At 60.9% G+C, this 21,647-nt stretch carries 18 protein-coding genes; 2 read left to right on the forward strand and 16 right to left on the reverse strand.

The genetic code is table 11. The features are described 5' to 3' along the window. The coding region (locus EDF58_RS23890) for a transposase (protein ID WP_243654477.1) at window positions 1–479 on the reverse strand (479 nt) is incomplete at its 3' end. 533 nt (window positions 480–1,012) lie between these two features. Here EDF58_RS23890 and EDF58_RS23900 point away from each other — a divergent pair. Further along, complete coding sequence (locus EDF58_RS23900) at window positions 1,013–1,213, forward strand: hypothetical protein (protein WP_132270083.1); 201 nt, start codon at window positions 1,013–1,015, stop codon at window positions 1,211–1,213. 424 nt (window positions 1,214–1,637) lie between these two features. On the opposite strand, the gene xdhC is transcribed toward EDF58_RS23900, so the two are convergent. The 12 genes from xdhC to EDF58_RS23960 are packed head-to-tail and all read right to left on the reverse strand — an operon-like array spanning window position 1,638 to window position 15,237. Continuing rightward, the gene (gene xdhC, locus EDF58_RS23905; RefSeq protein ID WP_132270085.1) at window positions 1,638–2,552 is read right to left on the reverse strand and encodes a xanthine dehydrogenase accessory protein XdhC; all 915 of its coding nucleotides are present in this window, start codon (window positions 2,550–2,552) and stop codon (window positions 1,638–1,640) included. Beyond that, entirely contained in the window at window positions 2,549–4,858 is a 2,310-nt protein-coding gene (gene xdhB, locus EDF58_RS23910) for a xanthine dehydrogenase molybdopterin binding subunit (protein ID WP_132270087.1), read from the reverse strand. Before xdhB ends, xdhC begins: the two co-directional genes overlap by 4 nt. After that, window positions 4,851–6,275 (reverse strand): xanthine dehydrogenase small subunit, encoded by a 1,425-nt coding sequence (gene xdhA, locus EDF58_RS23915; protein WP_132270088.1) that lies wholly within the window; start codon window positions 6,273–6,275, stop codon window positions 4,851–4,853. The genes xdhB and xdhA overlap by 8 nt, the downstream gene beginning before the upstream one ends. Window positions 6,276–6,282: 7 nt before the next feature. After that, on the reverse strand, window positions 6,283–6,612 hold the full coding sequence (uraH, locus tag EDF58_RS23920) for a hydroxyisourate hydrolase (RefSeq protein ID WP_132270090.1): 330 nt from the start codon (window positions 6,610–6,612) through the stop codon (window positions 6,283–6,285). Beyond that, complete coding sequence (locus EDF58_RS23925; RefSeq protein WP_132270092.1) at window positions 6,609–8,051, reverse strand: NAD(P)/FAD-dependent oxidoreductase; 1,443 nt, start codon at window positions 8,049–8,051, stop codon at window positions 6,609–6,611. Before EDF58_RS23925 ends, uraH begins: the two co-directional genes overlap by 4 nt. Next, window positions 8,048–8,488, reverse strand: a complete 441-nt coding sequence (uraD, locus tag EDF58_RS23930) for a 2-oxo-4-hydroxy-4-carboxy-5-ureidoimidazoline decarboxylase (RefSeq protein ID WP_132270094.1) — start codon at window positions 8,486–8,488, stop codon at window positions 8,048–8,050. Before uraD ends, EDF58_RS23925 begins: the two co-directional genes overlap by 4 nt. Continuing rightward, window positions 8,485–8,865 carry an AtzH-like domain-containing protein gene (locus EDF58_RS23935; protein ID WP_132270096.1) on the reverse strand — a complete coding sequence of 127 codons (381 nt, stop codon included), beginning with the start codon at window positions 8,863–8,865 and terminating at the stop codon, window positions 8,485–8,487. The genes uraD and EDF58_RS23935 overlap by 4 nt, the downstream gene beginning before the upstream one ends. Beyond that, entirely contained in the window at window positions 8,862–9,761 is a 900-nt protein-coding gene (gene puuE, locus EDF58_RS23940; RefSeq protein ID WP_132270098.1) for an allantoinase PuuE, read from the reverse strand. The genes EDF58_RS23935 and puuE overlap by 4 nt, the downstream gene beginning before the upstream one ends. Next, window positions 9,758–10,981 carry an alanine--glyoxylate aminotransferase family protein gene (locus EDF58_RS23945; RefSeq protein ID WP_132270150.1) on the reverse strand — a complete coding sequence of 408 codons (1,224 nt, stop codon included), beginning with the start codon at window positions 10,979–10,981 and terminating at the stop codon, window positions 9,758–9,760. The genes puuE and EDF58_RS23945 overlap by 4 nt, the downstream gene beginning before the upstream one ends. A gap of 4 nt (window positions 10,982–10,985) precedes the next feature. After that, window positions 10,986–12,290, reverse strand: coding sequence for an allantoate amidohydrolase (locus tag EDF58_RS23950; RefSeq protein ID WP_132270100.1), 1,305 nt, complete (start codon window positions 12,288–12,290; stop codon window positions 10,986–10,988). Further along, window positions 12,284–13,864, reverse strand: a complete 1,581-nt coding sequence (locus tag EDF58_RS23955) for a gamma-glutamyltransferase family protein (protein ID WP_132270102.1) — start codon at window positions 13,862–13,864, stop codon at window positions 12,284–12,286. Before EDF58_RS23955 ends, EDF58_RS23950 begins: the two co-directional genes overlap by 7 nt. Before the next feature lie 8 nt (window positions 13,865–13,872). After that, complete coding sequence (locus tag EDF58_RS23960; protein WP_132270104.1) at window positions 13,873–15,237, reverse strand: AtzE family amidohydrolase; 1,365 nt, start codon at window positions 15,235–15,237, stop codon at window positions 13,873–13,875. A 708-nt stretch (window positions 15,238–15,945) separates the two neighbouring features. On the opposite strand from EDF58_RS23960, the gene EDF58_RS26010 reads away from it, so the two are divergent. After that, the gene (locus tag EDF58_RS26010) at window positions 15,946–16,110 is read left to right on the forward strand and encodes a hypothetical protein (protein WP_165921560.1); all 165 of its coding nucleotides are present in this window, start codon (window positions 15,946–15,948) and stop codon (window positions 16,108–16,110) included. A gap of 50 nt (window positions 16,111–16,160) precedes the next feature. Here the strand turns inward: EDF58_RS26010 and EDF58_RS23965 are convergent, their stop codons facing one another. The 3 genes from EDF58_RS23965 to htpG all read right to left on the reverse strand — a co-directional run bounded on the left by EDF58_RS23965 (window position 16,161) and on the right by htpG (window position 21,646). Beyond that, window positions 16,161–17,477 (reverse strand): NAD(P)/FAD-dependent oxidoreductase, encoded by a 1,317-nt coding sequence (locus EDF58_RS23965; protein WP_132270106.1) that lies wholly within the window; start codon window positions 17,475–17,477, stop codon window positions 16,161–16,163. A gap of 423 nt (window positions 17,478–17,900) precedes the next feature. Continuing rightward, complete coding sequence (locus EDF58_RS23975; RefSeq protein ID WP_243654478.1) at window positions 17,901–19,124, reverse strand: hybrid sensor histidine kinase/response regulator; 1,224 nt, start codon at window positions 19,122–19,124, stop codon at window positions 17,901–17,903. A gap of 635 nt (window positions 19,125–19,759) precedes the next feature. Next, window positions 19,760–21,646 (reverse strand): molecular chaperone HtpG, encoded by a 1,887-nt coding sequence (htpG, locus tag EDF58_RS23980; protein WP_132270110.1) that lies wholly within the window; start codon window positions 21,644–21,646, stop codon window positions 19,760–19,762. Window position 21,647: the final 1 nt, after the last annotated feature.

Raw genomic sequence — 21,647 nt, forward strand, 5'->3', positions numbered from 1 at the left:
CGAGCGCAATAATAGGCCGGACATATGAACGCATGCGATCCGATCAAACTTCTGCCCCCATCTTGCAGGGAGGAGGCCGTCCACATATGGCTCTTCGAGATCCCATCCATACCCAGCGCCTTTACCAGGTCATCTACCGAGCGGGTGGAAATGCCCTGGATATACGCTTCCTGGATTACCGCGGTCAGCGCCCGCTCGGCCATGCGGCGGGGTTCGAGGAAGCCGGGGAAGTAGCTTCCCTTCCTGAGCTTGGGGATGCGCAGTTCGACCGTCCCGGCTCGCGTCTGCCAGTCGCGCTCGCGGTAGCCGTTGCGCTGGACCAGCCTCGCCGCAGATTTCTCGCCATGGCCGGCTCCGGTCAGGTTGCCGACTTCCATCTCCATCAGCCGCTCGGCGGCAAAAGAGATCATCTCGCGCAGAATATCTGCATCCGGGGTCTTCTCTACCAGAGAGCGCAAGTGCATCATCGGATCGGTCATCGTGATTCCTTCCGTCAGGTTTGAGCTTCGCAACCCAAACCTACCCGAAATCACGGTGACCACCTCAGCCTTCAGCTACACCACGTCCTGGGACACGACCCTCTCTAAGCAGCAAGATATCAGTATGACCACTGCGGAAAACAGCCACTTCACCTGGTGTTTCATGCTGGATAACCATATTTTATATCCGGAACGGCCTAAGGGTCAGATCGCCGAAACAGCATGCAGGCCCTTGACCTCGAGAGCGGAAATGCAAAATATATTGGACGGCGGAATCACCGCCAAAGCGAGGAGAGTTGGAAGAAAGGAGGCAAAGCAATGTCCCTCTCCAAATTTCATCATCCGTTCGAGTTTATGGGGCGTCCCCAGCTCGAGCCGGAGGTCAAGCGTGCGATTCTGGCGTCTTGGATTTGCGACGCTCACGCAGCCGAAAACCGCCCCGATCTGAGGCGTCCGCCTGGCGGATCGCAGGTCAACCGGCTTGTCGACAAAACGTCTGCTATGCGCAGCGCTGATGCTCACGAGGCGTGACCATGTCGGAGCAGTTATTCACCCTCTTGCGCCAAGAGCGCAAACGCTTGGAAAGAGCGATAGCGAAAGCAGAAGCTGAAAAAGCACATCCTTCCGAAGTGAAGCGCATGAAAGTGCTCCATAGGATAGTGAATGAGCAAATCTGCAGTTGGATGCGAGACCTTTATGGCACCGATCCACAGCGGTTGAAACAAGCCGCATAACTCCAGAGATGAGCCGGAGGCCTGAACTCCGGCTCATCACGGGGACGCATCTCTGCATAACCTGGGACGCGGGCACAGGCGCGGAGCGCGGACGACGTTTGGCCGGTCTGTCGCAGCCCAGCCTGCTCGGCATGAACCGTCGCTTCTCACGTGCCAATCGCATCCCGTAGGAACTAGTTTCACCGCAGCGCAGAGTAAGCCACGATCACGCTTCTGCATTGATTATCCGTCACATCTGTCCCCTTCCATCTTTAATTTCCCTCCTCCGCAAGCAAGAGCTGCTGGCTAGGACATTCTTATTGAAAGGCAATTCCATCCAAACCCTGCCAACCCCCGGCGGTGATTACTGTCCAAACGCGGCCTAAATCAATTTCCCAAACCCGTATTTGAGACTGTGTTTCTGCCTGCTCGCTTTCAAAAAAGTCTAGCCTTCGATCTGAAGCAGCTGCGCAACCACGGAGATGGCAATCACATCCGGCTCTTTGCCTGTCACACCGGGAATACCGATAGGCGCCGTGAGCCGGGCGAGGGCATCCTCACGCACCCCGTCAGCCAGAAGCTTTGACCGGAATCGGGCGATTTTGGTCGACGACCCGATCAGGCCCACGAAAGACAAAGGCGAGCGCCTCATAGCCGCAAGCGTCAGACTGTAGTCCAATGGATGATCGTGTGTGAGGATAGCGAGGGCAGCATCGGCCGGTGCTTCTGCCACACAATGCAATATCTCCGTCTCCTGCATCACCGTGACCCCGTCGATGGCCGCCATTTCGGGCCTCGTATCAAACCATGCAAGTTGTAGGGGGAGGCCAATCATGTGCCGCACGATTGCCTGACCGACGTGTCCTGCCCCGAAAAGATAGAACGGGCGGAGTCGCTGGCCTACCGGCTCAACGATGCGGGCGCCGATGTCGGGCCTTTCGCCCCGCGCAGACTGATGCGTTGCCGTCTCCTGCCGGAAGACGGCGCGTTCGATACGACTTTGTCCTAGTGTCGTCACCAGCATGTGGCCTGGTTCTGCATCCTGCAGCCAGTCAAGCCCGCCGGGGTCCAGGTGCTCGATCAGCAGTCGCACCCGCCCACCGCAACACTGGGCGAGCAGCGGACCAAGCGGATAGTCTTGCACCCGCCAGGTTCCAACTGGCAAGGACAGTACGGCCCGGGCCTGTTCGAGTGCCCGGTATTCCAATTGGCCGCCGCCGATCGTGCCAAACTGGCCGCCTGCCGTCGCTACCATGCGCGTGCCGGCCGCGCGCGGCGCGGAGCCTTCGGTGGCTAAAATAGTGACGAGTGCGCAAGGTTCATCTGGCAGGCGGCCAAGCCAGTCAATCCATTGCGTCACGGTGAGGCAAATTGGGCTATGGCTGCCATAACCCGCTCGGGCGTAGCCGGTGCATCAAGCTGCGCCATTTCCCGGCCATCGGGTGCAGCTGCTGCAATGGCACGGTTAAGGGCTGAAAACACCGAAATGGCCAGCATGAAAGGCGGTTCGCCGACCGCCTTCGATCGATTAATGGTGGGTTCGATGTTTTCTCCGTCCCACAGGTTCACAACGAAATGCTTGGCCCGATCGGACGCCGTAGGGATCTTGTAGGTTGCCGGACTATGGGTAAGGAGCCGACCTTCGTGGTCGAACACGAGGTCCTCAGTCGTCAGCCAGCCTTGCCCTTGCAAAAAGCCGCCTTCGATCTGCCCCTTGTCTATCAGAGGATTAAGCGAGCGGCCAACGTCGTGGAGGATATCGACTGCCAGCACTCGGTGTTCGCCGGTGAGCGTGTCAATCGCCACTTCTGAAACCGCAGCGCCGTAAGCGAAGTAATAAAACGGTCTGCCTCGATGGGCTGCACGGTCATATTGGATGCCCGGTGTTGCGTAAAAACCAGTGGCCGAAAGAGAGATACGCCCTATGTGCGCCTTGCGAGCAGCTTCCGCAAAAGTCATTCTTTCCTCGCCAGCCGTTACACCCTCGAGAGAGAACGCAACGTCCCCTTGCCTGCATCCATACAGGCGGGCAAGGAAAGCAGCGAGCCGCTCGCGGATGGTCATTGCCGCATTATGCGCGGCCATGCCGTTGAGGTCCGCCCCCGAGCTGGCCGCGGTGGCCGAGGTATTGGGAACCTTGTCGGTTCGGGTTGCCGTGACGCGCACCTGTGTGAGTGGCACCGCAAAGACGTCGGCAACGATCTGCGCCACTTTCACATAGAGGCCCTGCCCCATTTCGGTGCCGCCGTGGTTCAGCTGGATCGAACCATCCGCATAAAGGTGGACCAGAGCTCCCGCCTGATTGAGATGCGTCGTGGTGAAGCTGATCCCGAACTTCACCGGCGTCAGCGCAATGCCTCTCTTGATCACCGGGCTGGCAGCATTGGATACTTCGATCGCCCTCACTCTCGCATCGTAGTTTGTGTCGCTGCGCAGCCGGGCGATCAACGCGGGGGCGATGTTATCGCTTACCATCATCCCGTAGGGCGTAACGTCCCGGCCCGGGCCGTAGAGGTTCGCAACGCGAACTTCTAATGGTTCTTTTCCCAGCGCAATAGCGACGTGATCGATGATCCGCTCGATTGCGAGCATACCCTGCGGGCCCCCGAAACCGCGAAACGCCGTGGCTGACACGGTGTTGGTCTTCAGCCTTTCAGAAACGATCTCGACGTCTGGCAGGAAATAGCAATTGTCGACGTGGAACATCGCTCGGTCGTTGATCGCAGGAGAAAGATCCTGGCTCGCGCCGCACCGCGATGCGAGATGCAGCGAAAGTGCCAGGATCTGTCCCGCCGCGTCGAACCCGACCTGATAAGCTACCTCGAATTCATGGCGCTTGCCGGTAAGGATCATGTCGTCGTCACGGTCGACTCGGAACTTCGCAGGTCGCCCGGTCTTGGCAGCAACCAAGGCCGCGGCAGCTGCAAAGCCGGTCGCCTGCGTTTCCTTGCCTCCAAAGCCGCCACCCAACCGCCGCACTTCCACCGTGACATCGGCAGAAGAAAGGTTCAGCAAGTTGGCAACCAGATGTTGCACCTCGCTGGGATGCTGCGTGGAGCACAGCAGGTGCAGCTGTCCATCTTCCCCCGGGGTTGCCACGCAGATATGGCCTTCCAGGTAAAAGTGATCTTGCCCTCCCATCGCAAATTCGCCCGAGATGCGCTGTGGAGCCGCCGCCAGAGCCGCGGCGCAGTCGCCGCGTGCCATGCGCTGAGTTTCCTCGATACGGCTGCCTGCCTTACGCGCTTCAGCAATGGAAACGGCAGCGGGCCGTTTCTCGTAGACCACCTTGCCAAGCCGCGCAGCCTTTCGCGCGCTGCGCTGGCTGGTTGCAGCAACAAGGAACAAGGGCTGGCCAGGAAACACCACTTCTCCATCTGCCAACATGGTTTCATCATGGCGAACCGGCCCAGTGTTGTTTTCTCCCGGGATGTCAGCGGCAGTAAAGACCGCCACCACGCCTTCCGCCGCGCGCACTGCCGATAGGTCCATAGATACGATCCGCGCGCTAGTCTCGCTCGCCTGCCCGAAAGCGAGGTGAAGCATGTCTGATGGCTCAGGCGCATCGTCAGCATATCGAGCAAGACCGGTGACGTGCAGATGAGCAGAATCATGCGGATTGTCTGGCTTCAAGCCGGCGCTCCAGGTGTGATCACGTTCAGCCATCTACGGCTTCCACCTGCAGCACGGAAATGCCGGCGCCCTGTTCCCGAAGCCAGAGGCGGCGCAGCAGCATAGCCGCGGCATCGAGACGGTAGCGCGCCGAACCACGTACATCGCTGAGCGGTGCGAAGTCGGCGCGCAACGCCTCGGCAGCAAATGCGAGCGTTGCCTCGCTGAATGGCGCGCCGATCAAAGCAGCCTCGCAGCCTCGAGCACGGCGGGGCGTCGCTGCCATACCGCCAAAAGCGACTCGCGCATCGACGATCAATCCTTGGTCGAGGGTTAGCTTGATCGCGCCGCAAACTGCCGAGATATCGCTGTCGAAACGGCGCGAAAGCTTGGCGATGTGTATGACGTCCTCCGGCTGGGGACGCGGGATGCTGATGCTTTCTACGAACTCACCGGCCCGGCGGTCCTGCTTGCCGTAATCTAGGAAGAAGGAATCCAGCGGTATTGTCCGGCGTCCGGAAAGCGAGCGCAGTGTCAGCTGCGCTCCCAGGGCGATGAGCCCCGGCGGCCCATCGCCAATCGGCGAGCCATTGGCAATGTTGCCGCCCACGGTTGCAGCGCTCCTCACTTGCAATCCGCCGATACGCCGCACCAGTTCTCCAAGGTCCGGATGAAGTCGCGCCATCGGCCCGTGCGCCTCGGCATAACGGACCGCGCCACCCAGCCTCAGGTTCGATGGGCCTTCGTCTATCTCGCTCAGGTCGGCCACATCGCCGAGGAAGATCACCTCACCGAGATCCCTCAGCCCCTTCGTTACCCACACGCCCACATCGGTTGCGCCTGCCACCATTACTGCCTGGGGATGGTCCGCAAGAAGTATCGCCAGTTCATGCGATGTGCGCGGGGCAAACCACGCTTGGCCGCGCCATTCGCCCTTGGTTCCGCCTTCACCGATGGTACTGAGCCGCGCCGCCAAGGGGGCCTCATCCAGAACACGCGTTTGGACTTGTTCGCCAGCTTCGATGATGGGCCCATAACCGGTACAACGGCACAGGTTGCCAGAAAGCATATCGGCTACCGGCAGGTCGCATCCAAGCGCGCCGATGGCCTTTCCCTGCAGCGACATGACGATTCCCGGGGTGCAAAAGCCGCATTGCGATGCACCATTGGCCGCCATGCAGGCCTGTACGCGATTGAGCCGGCCATCGGCTGATAGACTCTCGACCGTCCGCACTGCTTTACCATGAAGCATGGGTAGAAACTGGATGCAGGAATTGACAGCGCGCCATTGAATCTGGCCGTTGGAAGGTGCGCCGACCAGCACCGTGCACGCCCCGCAATCCCCCTCGGCACATCCCTCCTTCGTTCCCGTCCGTCTGCAGGAATAGCGCAGGTAATCGAGGAGCGTCGTGCCGGGATCAAACTCGGTCAATTCGCAGGCGTGCTCGTTAAGTAAAAACCGGACTGTCATGGCGGACCTAGCTCCCCCGATACGTCGAATAGCCGTGGGGCGAGATTAGCAAAGGTACATGATAATGCCCCGCTCCCGCCACACCGAAAGCTATGGGCACACGGTCGAGGAACGGCGGCTGCGACAGAACGATGCCCTTTGCCCGGAAATAGTCCGCGACCGAAAAGGTCAGTAGATAGGAGCCGGGCCCGAGCCTCGGTATGCCAGGGCACCGTCCATCCGCATCGGTTACACCGGTGAAAAGCACACCGCCATCGGCCGCGGCAAGCTCCAGCGCTATTCCCTCGGCCGGACAACCGAAAGTCGTATCGAGGACATGGGTCGACAAACCCGTCATGCAGCTTCCCCCTGGCCCGGCAACTGGTCTGGCGCCGGCCAGCTGCCCAGAAACTCTTGCTCATCGTACGTCAGGAATTCGGCCATCAAGGCATCGCGATCATCGAGGAACAATTGATTGGCCAAGCCCTTCAACAGGCGCGGCAAGGCATTTTGCAGCCCCGAAAGCGCCGAGGCCGATAGTCCAAGGCTGACCAGCGCGGAGTAATTGAACGCAAACAGGCCGTGGATCCGCGCAGGATCCGCGCCCTGTCGCGCAACAAATTCAAAGGCTGGTCCAAGGTAGGGATGCGCATCGATCAAGGCATGACGCGGGCCAGACGGCGTCACACGCTCACCCCAACGCAAGATAAGATCGGCCACGTCGGCCAACTCAGGGCGTAGTCCCGGATCGCTTATAAACCCTGTCGAAACCACCACAAAATCGAATTCGTGGCGTGCCTGCGGCGTAGTCACCTGAATGAGCCCATCGCGCGCGGCCACATCGAGCCAAGGCGCGCCAAGATGAAGCGCGAAGCCGGGCTTGGCAGAGGCGTTCTCAAAGGAATCGTTCGTGGGAGGCTGGTTGTGCCCGAGGAAGCAGCGCATCGCTGCATACTTGGTCTCATCGTCGAGCGCCGGGTAGCGGGCGGTAAACCCTACGCGCTCCATGAAACGGATCGGGTTGACGCGGGGCAAGTCCTTGCGGCGGATAAAGACTTCCGCAGCTGCTACACCCTGAGAAAGCGCAAAGCCAGCATTGTCGAAGGCCGAAGCACCGCCGCCTAGAATGCCTATGCGCTTGCCATGAAGAGCAGCGAAGTCGATCGGTTCGCTGGTGTGGGCCCAGAGCCGCCGCGGCAGATTTTCCCGAACCACCGGCGGTGTATACCACTCGCCTCCGCCTTGAATACCCGTTGCAAGAACGACCTTGCGAGCATGAACCGGCGCGCCTTCGGTGAAGTGCAGGCGGTGCAGCCCTTCCGCCTGCAGAGGCTCGATCCGCACCAGTTTCGCGTCATTTTTCACGGGTAGCGCGAGCACGCGGCGATACCACCGTAAATATTCCATCCAGTCTCGGCGGGCAATCTTGTCGACGCCGGCCCAGCCCTGCGCCCCATGCTGCGCTTCCCACCAGGCACGAAAAGTCAGCGAGGGAATGCCGAAGTCGATGGGATTGAGATGCTTGGGCGTCCGCAGTGTCACCATGCGCGCATAGTTCTCCCATGGCCCTTCGAAACCGGCCGGGTTCTCATCGAAAACCATCGCATGCGGAACGCCCTGCGAACGCAGACCAAAAGCGACTGACAAGCCGCACTGGCCGCCGCCAATTACGGCCACATCAAGAACCCGTGCCCCTTCGAAGTCACGAGGGCGCACCCATTCGGGACGGTTGTGGCCGATCAGTTCGAGTTCGCGCGCAAGCTGCGCTTCGAGTGCTGTCAGGCCTATCGCGCTCATGTCGGATCCTCCAGCCTCAGGCGCACGATTTCACCGATCTGTTCGAGCGCAGCGCCGATTTCCTCCTGCCTACCGTTCTCGAGGCGACGTTCCATAGCCGCCAGAATGCTGTTCTTGTCGTTCAGACGCACACAGATGATGAAGGGAAAGTGGAAGCGCGCGCGATAGGCCGCGTTCATGGCGTGGAAGCGTGCGAACTCCTCCGGGCTAAGCCTGTCGAGCCCGGCGCTCGCCTGCTCGATGGCGGAAGCCTTGGTGAGAGTCCCGTCGATCGCTGCCTTGCCGCCTAATTCCGGGTGCGCGCGGATCAGCCCAAGTTGTTCCTCGATATCGGCCTCGTACATCACCGCGAGCAGATCTGCATGACGATCGCCCGACGACGGCCTGGTATCTGCGCGCGCCTCGAGCCATGGACTGTGTTCGAACAGCGAGGTCACGAAATGCCATCTTCAGGGCTGACATTCCCGGAAACAACCTTCCAGCCATCGCCGAAGCGAACCCAGGTAAGTGTCTGAAGATCCCCGTGCTCGGAGCCGTCGCGCAAGAGCTCGGTTTCGACGGTAACGAACCCATCCCCATCAACGGTGATCACGGCCCGGCCCAGCAGTTGCCGCGGAGAATCCCTTGGAACCTCGCGGAACGCAGGAGTTTCCTCGAGCTCATAAATCACCTCGCCAACGCTGCAACGGTTCTTGGTAACGACCTCATGGACCAGCGCGCCCTTCGCCGGAATGTCGTCCGCCATCAAAGCACTTTCATATGGATGAAATGCAGCGCTTGTTTCGGCGTGGAACCGGGGGGCCTCGATCGTCAAGCCCCTGCTCCCTGATAAGGATGGTGCCTGATCCAGTGCCGGGCTATGTCGATACGACGCGCCACCCAAGCTTCTCCGCTGGACGTGACATGGTCGAGGAAACGCGCCAACCAGCGGGCGCGGCCGGGCTTTCCGGCTATGCGGCCGTGCAACCCTACCGACATCATTCGGCCGCCCTCCTCGCGCAATTGGTCGAACGTGTCGCGCATGTGGCGGAAGAACTGCTCGCCTTCGGTAAAGCCGTTAAGCGCAACGATCTTCATGTCGTTAACGTCGAGCGTGTAGGGAACGATGAGCTGCGGCCTACCATAACGGTTGTCCCAATAGGGCAAGTCGTCGGCGTAGGAATCAGCGTCATAGAGAAAGCCGGCCTCCTGCGCCACGATCTGCGCGGTGCGCGGCGAGGTGCGGCCCTGATACCAACCCAGGGGACGACTGCCCGTCAGCTTTTCGTGAAGGCAGATGGCCTCCGCGATGTGCGCCCGCTCGGTGGCTTCCGGTACGGACTGGTAGTCGATCCAGCGCAGCCCGTGGCTGGCGATCTCCCAATCTGCATCAAGCATGGCGGCCACGGCCTGGGGATTCATCTCCATAGCCTTGGCAACCCCGAACACGGTAACGGGAAGCTCGCGCTCGAGGAAAAGCCGGTACAACCGCCAAAACCCGGTGCGGCTACCATATTCATACAGACTCTCCATTGCCATCGCCCGGTCCGGGTAGCTCGCCGCGCCAACCATCTCGCTAAGGAAAGCTTCCGACCGTGCATCACCGTTGAGGACGCAGTTCTCGGCGCCCTCTTCGTAGTTGATGACAAATTGCACGGCTACACGCGCGCGGCCGGGCCAACGCGGATCCGGCGGAGTACGGCCATAGCCAACGAGGTCGCGAGGCTTCATGCGTCCCAAGCCCGCATGGCGGCGGGGACTGCTATGCCCGGCGGCAGGGAGTAGCCTTGCATGCCAAGGCAAGCCTCGAGCGCCGCCAGCGTAAGTAGCACCTTGTGCTTCATCGCATTGTATCCCATCGCTCCGATTCGCCAGATCCTGCCCTCAAGCGGGCCAAAGGCAGTGCCGATTTCGATCTCGAACTGCTCCCGCATGGCCAGGCGTACTGTCTCGCCGTCGACATCTTTCGGGACGAACACGCCGGTAACGTTGATCATGCGATGAGCATCCTCCCCGAAGATCTCGAGTCCCATCGCGCGAAGGCCTGCCGTCATCGCCCTCCCCGCGGCTTCATGGCGGGCATAACGCGCGGCCAGCCCCTCCTCCAGCACGATGCGCGCACACTCCCGCGCCGCATAGAGCATCGAGGTCGCCTCGGTGTGATGGTTAAGGCGCTTGTCCGACCAGTAGTCCATGACCATGGCGAGATCGAAGTAATTGGACACGATGCGCGGTCCTTGCCCGTCTGCAATGTCGGGGCGGCGAATGCCCTGCTCGAGATGACGGCGCCGGGTTATGTGTTCGGCGGCCGTGTCGGAAATGGTGATCGGTGCTGAGCCCGAGGGACCTCCCAGGCATTTCTGCAGACCGCCGCTCACCACGTCCACTTCCCAGCGATCGGCTGCCAGTTCCATCCCGCCGATGGTGGCGGTAGCATCGACGTAGCTGAGCGCGCCCGCTGCGCGGCATAACGCGCCAAACCCATCCAACGGCTGGACCATGGTGGTCGAGGTATCGCCGTGGATCGTCGCGACCACTTTCGGCTGGCAGCGTGCAATGCCCGCCGCAATGGCATCGAGAGATACGATCTCGCCCCAGGGAGCCTCGACGGTCTCGACGACCGCGCCGATACGAGCGAGGATCTCGCCAAGCAGCAGGCCGAAGCGACCAAAATTGACCACCAGAACCACGTCTCCCGGTGCTACGAGGCTGACCAATGCCGCCTCTATTCCCGCCCGGGCAGTGCCGTCGACAAGCATGGTCCAGCGGTTCGCGGTGCCGAATATCGGCCGGTACAGCGCCATGACCTGATTCATGTAACCAGTCATCTCCGGATCGAACTGTCCGAGAAGGTCGGCGCTCATTGCTCGCAGGACGCGTGGATGAGCGTTGATCGGGCCCGGCCCCATAAGCAGGCGCTGGGGCGGATCGATCTCTCCCAGCAACAGCATCGGATCAAGTTCGATCGGCAAGCGATTCTCCCAAAACTTTCCGGTTCAGTCGCTCAATGAAGCCAAGCATGACCTCAAGCGCAACGTCGGCATCACCAGGCTCGACATGCTCGGCCGGATTGTGACTGACGCCATCCTTGCAGCGAATGAACAGCATGGCAGCAGGGCACAGTGCGGACATGACCATTGCATCATGCCCCGCTCCTGAAACAAGGCGCCGGAGCGGCTGCCCAGCCTCGGCCATGGCGCTCTCCAGCAATTGCATGAGGGCGGCATCGCAGGGGCTGGCAGGCAGATCGTGAACAAGCGCAAGATCGAGAACCAGGCCTCGCTGCGAGGCAAGTAGCTCCAGTTTTTCCTCAATTGCCTTGGCAGCGCGGTCACGCCGTGCCGCCTCGCCGGCACGTATATCGATCGAAAAGCGCACTTCGCCTGCTATCACGTTGGCAGCTCCGGGAGCCGCTTCAAACTTGCCAACAGTGGCCACGAGATCCGACGCGTCTCTCCTCGCTACTTGCTCGACGGCTAGCACCATCTCGGCGGCACCTGCCAACGCGTCCCGGCGTAGCGGCATGGAGGAGGTGCCGGCGTGGCCTGCCGCGCCTCGCAGCGTAACCGCATAGCGCAGCTGCGCGGCGATGCCGGTGACGATACCCAGCGCCAGGCCTTCGGCTTCGAGGACAGGGCCCTGTTCGATATGGGCCTCAAGATAGCCGACGATGTCACCGGGCGAGCGTCGCGCGGCCTCGAAGGTTTTCAGATCAAGCCTGCGAGTAGGCGTGCTGGCGGTAACCACGTCGTAATCGGTTTTGAACGAGGCAAGCGCGGCGGCCAGCGAAACGCCATCGGCATCGGCTATCCGGGCAAGGTCGCCGTCCAGCGTCCCTGCCACTGCCCTGCTCGTCAACATGGCGGCGGGAAAACGCGAGCCTTCCTCGTCCCCGAAACCATAGACTTCTATGGCAAAAGGCAAGCGGCGCTGCTGATCGTTCAGCGCGGCCACGCATTCGATACCCAACAGCACCCCCAACGGCCCATCATAGCGTCCGCCGTCGCGGACAGAATCGAGATGGCTGCCGATCACCAGCGCCGGCGCTCCAGGGTTCTGGCCTTCATAGCGGCCCAGGAGGTTCGCCGCAGGATCGAGGTCCACATGCATTCCCGCCTCCACCATCCAGGCACCGACGAGGTCCAAAGTGGTATGATGGGCAGGCGTCAGATAGCCCCGGTACAGGCCATGCTCAAACTCGCTATAGGGCGCGCGTCCAAGGACGTCGCAGCGGGCCGCCGCGCGGGCTCCGCCTACCATGCCGCCACCGCGCCATCGCTGCGCGGATCGCTGGCGCCTTCGAAAGTACCGTCCGTCAGGCGCACGACGGCGCCGGCATGGCCCATCATCTGAGTAAGCGGGCCGACGCGCTGAAGATCGTGCCCGGCCTCGGCAAGTTCAGCATAAAGCGCCTCGCTAAAGCCTTCCTCCAGCTTGAGGGAAGTCGTGACTTCACCCCATGTGCGACCGAGCAACCAGCGCGGGGCGCTGATTGCCTGCTGAAGATCGACGTCAAAGCGGGCATAGCGGCTGAACAGCGCGGCCTGCGTCTGCGGCTGGCCCTCGCCGCCCATGGTGCCATAGGCCATTACTCGCCCGTCGTCGAAGGCGGCCAGCGCCGGATTGAGCGTGTGGAAAGGTTTGCGGCCAGGTTTCAATGCATTCCAGCCACTTCTGGCAAGCCGGAACGAACTTCCCCGATTCTGTATGATTATCCCGGTCTGCGGAAGGACGAGCCCGGAGCCGAATTCGAAATAAGTCGACTGTATGGCAGAGACCACCCGGCCTTCACTGTCAGCCGCTCCGAACCAGCACGTATCGCCCCATTGCGGCGGTTGGGGCCAAGGCAACGCCTTGTCAGGCTCGATTCGCGCCGCAAGCGCATCGACAGCGTCCGGATCTCTCAGCAAGCCCTGGAAGTCGAACCGCGTGTGGCCCGGATCACCCACATGCAGGTCTCGCAGCAGGAATGCCTGCTTTGTCGCCTCGACGAGACCGTGGACGTGCGCGAAACCATCCGGCGCATCGACGCCGAGGCGGTCAAACAATGCCAAGATTAGGAGAGAGGCGAAACCCTGTGTTGGTGGCGCGGTGTTGAAGAGGCGTGCGCCCTTTATCCTGGCTGTAAGCGGTTGGGGACGGGTCGCCTCGTGAGCGGCGAGGTCCGAAGCTGAAATCGGACTGCCAAGCGCGGCAAGGTCCTCAGCTATGCGTGCAGCAAGGCCGCCCCGGTAAAAGCTGTCGAGCCCGTCCGCTGCAAGCGTTCTGAATGTCTGGGCAAGCGCCAGATTGCACAGAATGTCTCCTTTGGCCAATGGACGGCCGCTGGGCTCGAAAACGGACCTGTAGGCCCCCGGCTGAAGGCGTAGCTCATAGCCCTTGCCAGCGGCGATGGCTGCGCCCCCTGCGGTGACGGGCACTCCTTTTTCGGCATAGTGGATCGCACTAAGCAGCAGCCGTTCAAGCGAGAGTTTTCCGCCTCCTGTGCCGAGGGCTGCGGCCCAGGCCGAGATCGTCCCTGGCACTGTGTTCGCCGCCAGAGGCCCGCGCGCAGGCACTGCTTCGAGCCCATCGTAGAGCGCCAGGTCGGCACGTGCGGCAGCGCCTCCGCAGCCATGAACAGCGTGAACATGACCATCGGGCTCACGTATCAGCCAGAAACCGTCTCCCCCGATCGCTGTCATGTGCGGATAGACCACGGAAAGGACTGCGGCGGTAGCAACGCTGGCTTCCACCGCGTTGCCCCCGTCGCGCAGGACTGAAACCCCAGCCTCGGCCGCCAGGTGATGCGGCGCCGTCACTATACCGTGAGAGGCCTTTGTGGCCGCGGTCATGCAACGGTTCACGCCGCCGTCCATTGCATATCGAACCACGCTGGCATAGCCGCGGCGGATGGCACCACGAAGCCGGTAATGCCGTCGTCCTCAAGCTTCGCCGCAAAATGCATTAAGTCGGGCTCGCCGCCGGGCTTGCCGATCAATTGCAATCCGATCGGTAACCTTCCTTCTCGGCGCAGCGGAACCGACAGCGAAGGTAACCCAGCAAAGGTGATCGGCTGAGTATGGATCCCGAGGTCAGCGCGGGCGGGTGAAAGTGCGCCGTCGATCAGAATCCGCGGGTCTTCGATCAAAGGCGCCGTGCAAGGCGTGGTCGGCGCGAGCAGTACGTCGAAATCGGCCATTACCTTTTGGAGTTCGCGCAGGAACGACCGCCTGAACCTGGACGCCTCTTCGTAGATACCACGAGGCAACAATACTCCGGCGAGAAGACGATCCCGCGTCGCCGGATCAAACGCCATGGCCTGTTCCGACAGAGCATCGCGATGTTGGCTCCCCCCCTCGAAGGCCGTCATGAGAAACGCAGCAGAACGCGCACGGCCGACATCCGGGAACTCGACCAACGGCGTGCCGCCTGCGATGACGTCAATCGCCGCAAGCTGCTCGGGATCGGCGTTCTCGCGAAACCGTCCTCCAAGGCGCGCTACTCTTAGCGGGCGGCCGCAGGGCGCGGCGTCTCTGCTCGAAAGAACTTCCCATACCAGCGCCATATCGCCCGCGCTGACGGTGAAGGGCCCGACATCATCGAAACTCTTTGCAAATGGAAAGACGCCTGTCAGCGGCAAACCTTCATGGGAGGGCTTCAGACCGTAAATACCCGTGAGGCTGGCGGGAACGCGCACCGAGCCATTTGTGTCCGACCCGAGCGAAAATGGCAGCATGCCACCGGCAACCGCTGCCGCAGACCCGCCTGACGAACCACCTGCCAACCGGCTCTGATCGTGTGGGTTGCGAGTGGTGCCGTGGCGCGCATTGATCGTCGCGAAGCCGTAGGCAAACTCGTCCATGTTGAGCGTCGCAACCAGGATCGCACCGGCGTTGCGCAGCCGGGCGATGGCCTCGGCATCGGCTTTGGCCGGCGGCGCTTCCGCATAGATTGTAGAACCTGCGGTGGTCGGCAAACCTGCAATGTCAAACAGATCCTTGACGCCATATGGCACACCCGCCAGAGGCCCCGGATCCGCGCCAGCTGCCACTAATGCGTCCACAGCCCGCGCTTCGGCTCGGGCGCGTTCGGGCAAAAGGCGAGTTATTGCATGGAGAGAATCACGTGATGGATCCGGCAACGCGGCAAGGCATTTCTCCAACAGGTCGATAGCGGAAATACGCCTGGAAAGAACGGCAGAAGCGATGTCGCGGACCGGGCTCAATGCCGGTTCTTTCCGGAAATCCCCCGCATCGTCGAAACGTGCCTGGAGATAATTTCAAGATTATCCTTCAATCCGGCATGGCACCTTTCCGGAACTGTAAGGCCCTGTGCGCTCGCCGCTTCTGCAATCTGCTCATCTGTCAGAGGAAGCTGGGCTAAATCTGTTTGGTTCTTGTAGTCAGGTATCGTGCTTACCCCTGCCTGGCCGGCAATCAAGGCGGCGAATTGGCGACCTTGGATCGCTCCACGACCTTAGGCGCACTCCCGACCGGGTCTATATCATATTGGCACACGCCCCGTTCGAGAAATGCGGGCGGCTGTCTCTCGAAGCCTCTTGGCGGCATCGAGCTGCACCATTCGGGGTTCATTTTGCGAAGATCACAGACCGGTCAATCCCAACCGGGGTCGTAACTCTTCTGAATCCGAGACAATGTCTGACCGCAGCCTCACAGCTCCTGAAGAGATCAAGGCTGGCGTTGTCAGGATGCCGAACATCATTAGCGCTGGCGCGAGCCTCGGCAGATTTTTAGTCACACCGTTAAGGTGAAAATTAAATACCCCGACTCCAAGCAAATCACCCGCAGTCGCAGCCAAACAAAACCGATGCTAAGGCAGGAGCTTCTGCTGCACGCTGCAAAGGAACTCGGCTGGTTCACGTCACGGTGTGAACCTTAGCAGCCGTCTTCCCGCAGGAGTTATAGCTCCGCCGATGCGCGAAGCCGAGCAGGAGGCATTATGCCTGATTTTGTTCGGCCCCCTGCCCTTCCCTGCCTTGCTACCCGGCTCGATTGTCATTCACGAAACAGAGAAACGGGCGCTGTTCGGCCGCATCGGCGTATGCGACCAGCAGCCGTCCTGTTTCCAAGGCCGTTAGAAGAAGTCATGCGCATTTCAGACAGCAGTGGACAAGCAGCGGCGGTCGCGTCAATGCAGTTTCAGGCGCGGCCGGACGATGCGGTTGACATGACCTACGACGATCAGTGCCGCGCCCTTAATCCAGCCGTGAATTGCAATCAGGTGCATGCGATACAGCGACATGTAGAGGAACCTGGCCAGCCGGCCTTCGACGGCCAACTTTCCGCCGACCAGATTGCCCATCAGCGATCCCACCGTCGAGAAGCGGCTGAGTGACACCAAGGATCCGTGATCCTTATAAACGAACGGAACCGTCGCGTTGCCGGTCATAAGGCGGCCCAGATTGCGGAACACTACGTCGGCCATCTGGTGCGCGGCCTGCGCGCGCGGAGGCACAGGACGTTCCTGGCCCGCCAACACGCAGAATGCACAGTCACCGATAGCGAAGACACGTTCATCTTTAGTTGATTGCAAGCTGGGACGTACCACGACCTGGCCCGAACGAGCCAATTCTAATCCATCCAGTCCACCGGCGATGGGTGCGGCCTTAACGCCGGCCGCCCAGACCTGGAGATCCGCAGCGATCACCTCGCCGCCGCGCGTCACCATACCTTCGGCTGTAGAAGCAATAATTTGGGTATCGGTGAGCACGCGCACGCCCAACGCCTCCAGTTCGTGATGGGCAGCGGCCGCAAGCCGTTCGGGCAGGGCCGGCAGGATGCGCGGCCCGGCTTCGATAAGCGTCACTTCGAGGCGGCTGCCGTCGAACACTTCAAGCCCATAGAAGCCCAGCGCATCTGCCGCGTTGAACAGTTCGGCCGCCAGTTCCACGCCGGTAGCCCCGCCGCCCACGATCGCAATCCGAACTCGCGCGTTGCTTGCCGGATTAGCAGTCATCTCGCGCGATACGCGCAAACACTGGTCGAGCAGCCGATCGCGGAACCGGTCTGCTTGCTTGTGGCTGTCCAGGAAGGTGCAGTTCGCTGCGACACCCGGAGTGCCAAAATCATTAGTAACCGATCCGTAGGCCAGCACCAGATAGTCGTAGCGAATGGTGTGGGCGGCAACCACTTCCCTGCCGGTGTCGTCGTTGACCGGGGCCAGATGGACTTGGCGCGCCGCGCGATCGATTGAGGAGAGCGTCCCGTAGAAGTAGCGATAGCCCCAGCGATGGCAGTGGCTGCGATAGCCTACCTCGTCCATGTTGGCATCGAGCGACCCCGTTGCAACTTCATGGAGCAGCGGTTTCCAGATATGCGTGCGGTTGCGATCGATCAGGATGATGTCGTGGTGCTTACGCCCGTAGCGCCTTCCCAGCTTGGCGGCGAGTTCGAGCCCCGCCGCGCCCCCTCCGACGATCACGATCTGCGTCTTGCCGATCTTCATTATCTACTCCGGGAAATTGAGGCGCTGTTTTATCAAAAAGAAAAGCCGGCCACTTGGGCCGGCTTTGAAAAGTTTGGGAGAGGATGCCTGAAAGGCGCTTCGATGTTCCGTCATGCTGCAACGCAGCACAAGTGCAAATTTAGCGCTGAGCGATGAAAATAACGCAAGCCATCGTCCTGGTCTTATCATCGGGCGCCGTGAGCGATCCCGCACCATCCGTAAAAAGCATCTGGCTGCCGCTGCACAAGTTAAGGCGTTGAAATCGATTTGCGTGACGTCAACCCAAACGCACAATTTTCTCGACACTTAAATTCGCCGCTTCTCTCCTGCTACAACTCAGGGGTTTTCATCCCGTTGCACCTACCAGACCACTGACGGAACCGCCTGAGATATACCAGGCCTGGCTCCGAAGCTGGCAAATACTTACGCCGCAGGATCGACCGCAATCAAGGGATGCTTGGGCAAGGTCAGAATGAAGTTGGCACCCTTGCCCTCCCCCTCGCTTATAACCGAAATCGTTCCGCCATGCTGATCCACCAAGTGCCTCACCAGCGCCAATCCGAGGCCCAAGCCTCCCTGCAAGCTAGAGCCAGCGCGTTCGATTTGCGCGAATTTTTCAAAGATGCGCGACTGCATGGCTGGAGGAATGCCCACACCGTCGTCACTTACCGAGATGCTGTAAGCTTCGCCGGCATCCTGGATACTCAGCGAAAGGTTGCCGCCGATCGGCGTGTACTTGGCTGCGTTGACGAGGAGGTTTGCCAGCACCTGGGCCAGTCTTGAAAAGTCCCCTGTCATCTCCAGCGGCCGATCCGGAATATCGAGCATCAGGCGGTGGCCTCCAGCCCTCACGGCATGCCCGCTGCCCTCGAGCGCGAGTGCGGCGACATCTCGCAGATCTAGCGGAGCCAATCGCAGGGCAAACTTACCCTCCTTGATCCGAGAGACATCGAGCAGGTCCTCGACCAGACGTCCAAGGTGAGAGACCATGCGCCGCATCTGCGAACGGATCTCGCGCGAGCCTTCCTCGGTGCGCGGCCGGTCGAGCAGATCGAGGCCGCTCATTAAAGCGGCTACCGGATTGCGCAGTTCATGCGCGAGAATAGCGAGGAACTGATCCTTGGCGTCGTCGGCCTCGGCCAAAGCCACGGCGATATCAGCCAGTCCGTCGCGCTCAGCCGCAACGTTGCGGCGTTGAAGGAAGAGATCGACAAAGACCTGTACTTTGCTCCGCAGTACATCGGGCTGAACGGGTTTGAGGATGAAGTCGACTGCGCCTGCCTCATACCCGCGAAACTGACGCCGACTGTCGGCGTCACCAGCGGTCAAGAAAATAATCGGCACCTGGCGCGTACGCTCGGTGCCTCGCATGAGCTCGGCCAGTTCAAAGCCATTCATTCCCGGCATCTGCACGTCCAGCAGTGCCAAGGCAAATTCATGTTCCAGCAGCAGCTCCAAAGCTTCTTCCCCGCTACTGGCCTTGCGGATTACAACATCGTCTCGCTTCAGCATTGCCTCTAGGGCGACCAGATTGGCGGGGACATCATCGACTGCCAGAATATAGGCAATCGTTTGCATCGACCCTTTCAATGCATTTGCCGGATTTGCAAACCCCTCGACTATCGCTGTTTTTACGTCCTGCTGCACTTATGATTTTTCCGCGCTTTATGCTCGAGATTGAGATGCCTGATTGGCTAGTGTCTCGAAGGCCCCCGCACCGATATAGGATGGACCGGCTTCGCGCAAATGCAGAGCTTTTGCTGGTCGCAGCAAGCGGCAGGAACCGGGCTAGCTCCTCATGGTGCGGGAGGATGCATCTTTGCACGGCCACAAGGGTCGCGGCCTGTGTTTGTCGTCGGGACCCCGAAGCTATTGGCGCTCTATCCATCCGGCGGTGCATGCGATCAAGGCCACGGCGGTTTCACGCTCGCATAGGCTATGTCTCAGCTCGCAGATCGCCCGTAAAGATGCTGCCATTTGCCGGAAAGGCCTAGATCCGTGCGCCGGGCACGCGCCGGAGATCTGGCCCGATTTCGCGCAGGGGCAGCGCTCAAAACGTATCGAGGCAAGTTTCTTTCCGGGGGTGTGCATCCGAGCGAGGCCGGATGTGAGGCAATTTCCTGCAGCACCATATTCACTTCGCCCGGGCGCCGGGCGCCCGAGCGTTACATCCGGCCATGGCCAGGATCCGCTTTGCGTCTTCTCGCGTTGCCGGCTGCCATTTTACGTGCGCCGAACGCCAGGCGGACAAACGAGGGGAGCCAGACGGCTCCCCTCCCTCGTTAGCCCAGGGTTCTGGTCATCAGGCGCTCGAGTCGCTGCGCGAACGCTCGCGGATCGGCCGGCGCCTCGCCTTCCGCGATCCGTGCTTCGTCCAGCAGGAGAAACGCAAGGTCACGCCGTTCATCGGCGCCAGCGTCCGTCCGCGCGAGTTTCGCGATCAAGGCATGACCTGCGTTGACCTCGAGCACGGGCTTCGCCCTCTCGGGTGCCCGGCCTGCCGAGGCCAACATCTTCTCAAGCTGGAGATCCATCGCGTTGTCAGGTGCAACTATGCAGACGGCACTGGTGGTGAGGCGGTCCGAAACGCGCACATCGGACACCTGGTCTCCCAAAGCTTCCTTCGCAAAGGCAATGAAACCTGCAAGGTCTTCGCCAATATCCTCAGGCTCGCTGCTGCCCTGCGCCAAGGGAATGAGGCTAAGATCGGCCGCGCCCTGGGTAACTGACTTGAACGGCTTGCCCTTGTAGTCCGCGCCCATCGTTGTCCAGAAGCTGTCGACCTGGTCGGGCAAAAGCAGGACTTCGATGCCGCGCGCCTTGAAGCCTTCGAGCTGCGGGGAATTCGCGATCCGCTCAATATCATTGCCCACCGCGTAGAAAATCGCCGTCTGGTTTTCCTTCAGCGAACCGACGTAGTCCTCCAGCGAACGCCATTGGCCCTCCGAGGCGGTAGTCTTGAAACGGGCGAGACCAAGCAGCGTCTCGCGCCGCGCGAAATCCTCGTACAGCCCTTCCTTCAGCACGGATCCGAAATTGTCCCAGATTGCCTGGTAGCGCTCGGGCTCGGCAGCGGCGAGCTTTTCGAGTTCGGACAGGACTCGATTGCTTACCCCCTTCTGGATTGCAGCCAGGACAGGACTGTCCTGAATCATCTCGCGCGACATATTGAGGGGAAGATCGGCGGAATCAACAAGTCCTCGCACGAAGCGAAGATAGCGGGGCAGGATCTCCGCCTCGTCCGTAATGAACACCCGGCGCACGTAAAGTTTGATGCGTCCGCCTCGATCGGCGTCGAACAGATCGAACGGCTTGCTCTCCGGAATGAAGGTCAACACTGAATATTCGTGCCGGCCTTCGGCACGGTAGTGAAGTGTCAAAGCCGGCTTGTCGAACTGACCCGCCGCGCTGCGGTAGAAATCGATGTAGTCTTCCTCGCTGATCTCCGACCTGGACTTCGTCCATAGCGCTGCACCATCCGCGACCTGGGCTGCTTCCTCCTCGCTCCCGGCTTCTTCGATGAAGATGGGAACCGGAACGTGGCCGGACTGGGCCTTGACGATCCGCTCGATGTTGTAACGCTCTGCATAGGTCGCTGCGTCCTCGAGAAGATGCAGCGTCACCCGCGTCCCTCGCGTCGGAGCCTGTGCAGGATCTGCCGGTGCGATAGTGTAAGTGCCAAGGCCATCGGAAGACCAAGTGGCCGCTTGGGTTTCACCCGCTCGGCGTGATACCACCTCGACCTTGTCTGCCACCATGAAGGCAGAGTAGAAACCGACACCGAACTGGCCGATGAGTTGCTGCCCTTCAGTGCCCTTTTCTGCAGAAAGTCGGTCCATGAAAGCCTTGGTACCGGAGCGCGCGATGGTGCCGAGCGTCTCGCCCATGTCGGCGGCGGTCATGCCGATGCCGTTGTCCGCAATCGTCAGCGTGCCTGCTTCCTTGTCGAGCGTCACGGTGATCCGCGGCTGCGGATCTTCTCCAAGAAGCAATGGCTCCGCGATCGCTTCGTAGCGCAGCTTCTCGCACGCATCGGCAGCGTTCGAGATCAGCTCGCGCAGGAAAACGTCCCGGTCCGAGTAAACCGAATGAACCATCATGTGCAGGAGCTTGGAAACGTCCGCCTCAAAGGCGCGGGTTTCAGGGGCGATAGCGGAATCTGTGGTCATC

The sequence above is a fragment of the Novosphingobium sp. PhB57 genome (assembly GCF_004342985.1).
Lineage (GTDB): Bacteria > Pseudomonadota > Alphaproteobacteria > Sphingomonadales > Sphingomonadaceae > Novosphingobium.

Coding starts and splice junctions, on each gene's coding strand:
- EDF58_RS26010 (WP_165921560.1), top strand. CDS start 15,946: ATGCGCGAAGCCGAGCAGGAGGCATTATGCCTGATTTTGTTCGGCCCC.
- htpG (WP_132270110.1), bottom strand. CDS start 21,646: ATGACCACAGATTCCGCTATCGCCCCTGAAACCCGCGCCTTTGAGGCG.
- EDF58_RS23900 (WP_132270083.1), top strand. CDS start 1,013: ATGTCGGAGCAGTTATTCACCCTCTTGCGCCAAGAGCGCAAACGCTTG.
- uraH (WP_132270090.1), bottom strand. CDS start 6,612: ATGACGGGTTTGTCGACCCATGTCCTCGATACGACTTTCGGTTGTCCG.
- EDF58_RS23950 (WP_132270100.1), bottom strand. CDS start 12,290: ATGGTAGGCGGAGCCCGCGCGGCGGCCCGCTGCGACGTCCTTGGACGC.
- puuE (WP_132270098.1), bottom strand. CDS start 9,761: ATGAAGCCTCGCGACCTCGTTGGCTATGGCCGTACTCCGCCGGATCCG.
- EDF58_RS23925 (WP_132270092.1), bottom strand. CDS start 8,051: ATGAGCGCGATAGGCCTGACAGCACTCGAAGCGCAGCTTGCGCGCGAA.
- xdhB (WP_132270087.1), bottom strand. CDS start 4,858: ATGGCTGAACGTGATCACACCTGGAGCGCCGGCTTGAAGCCAGACAAT.
- EDF58_RS23955 (WP_132270102.1), bottom strand. CDS start 13,864: ATGACCGCGGCCACAAAGGCCTCTCACGGTATAGTGACGGCGCCGCAT.
- xdhA (WP_132270088.1), bottom strand. CDS start 6,275: ATGACAGTCCGGTTTTTACTTAACGAGCACGCCTGCGAATTGACCGAG.
- EDF58_RS23965 (WP_132270106.1), bottom strand. CDS start 17,477: ATGAAGATCGGCAAGACGCAGATCGTGATCGTCGGAGGGGGCGCGGCG.
- EDF58_RS23945 (WP_132270150.1), bottom strand. CDS start 10,981: ATGCTGTTGCTGGGAGAGATCGATCCGCCCCAGCGCCTGCTTATGGGG.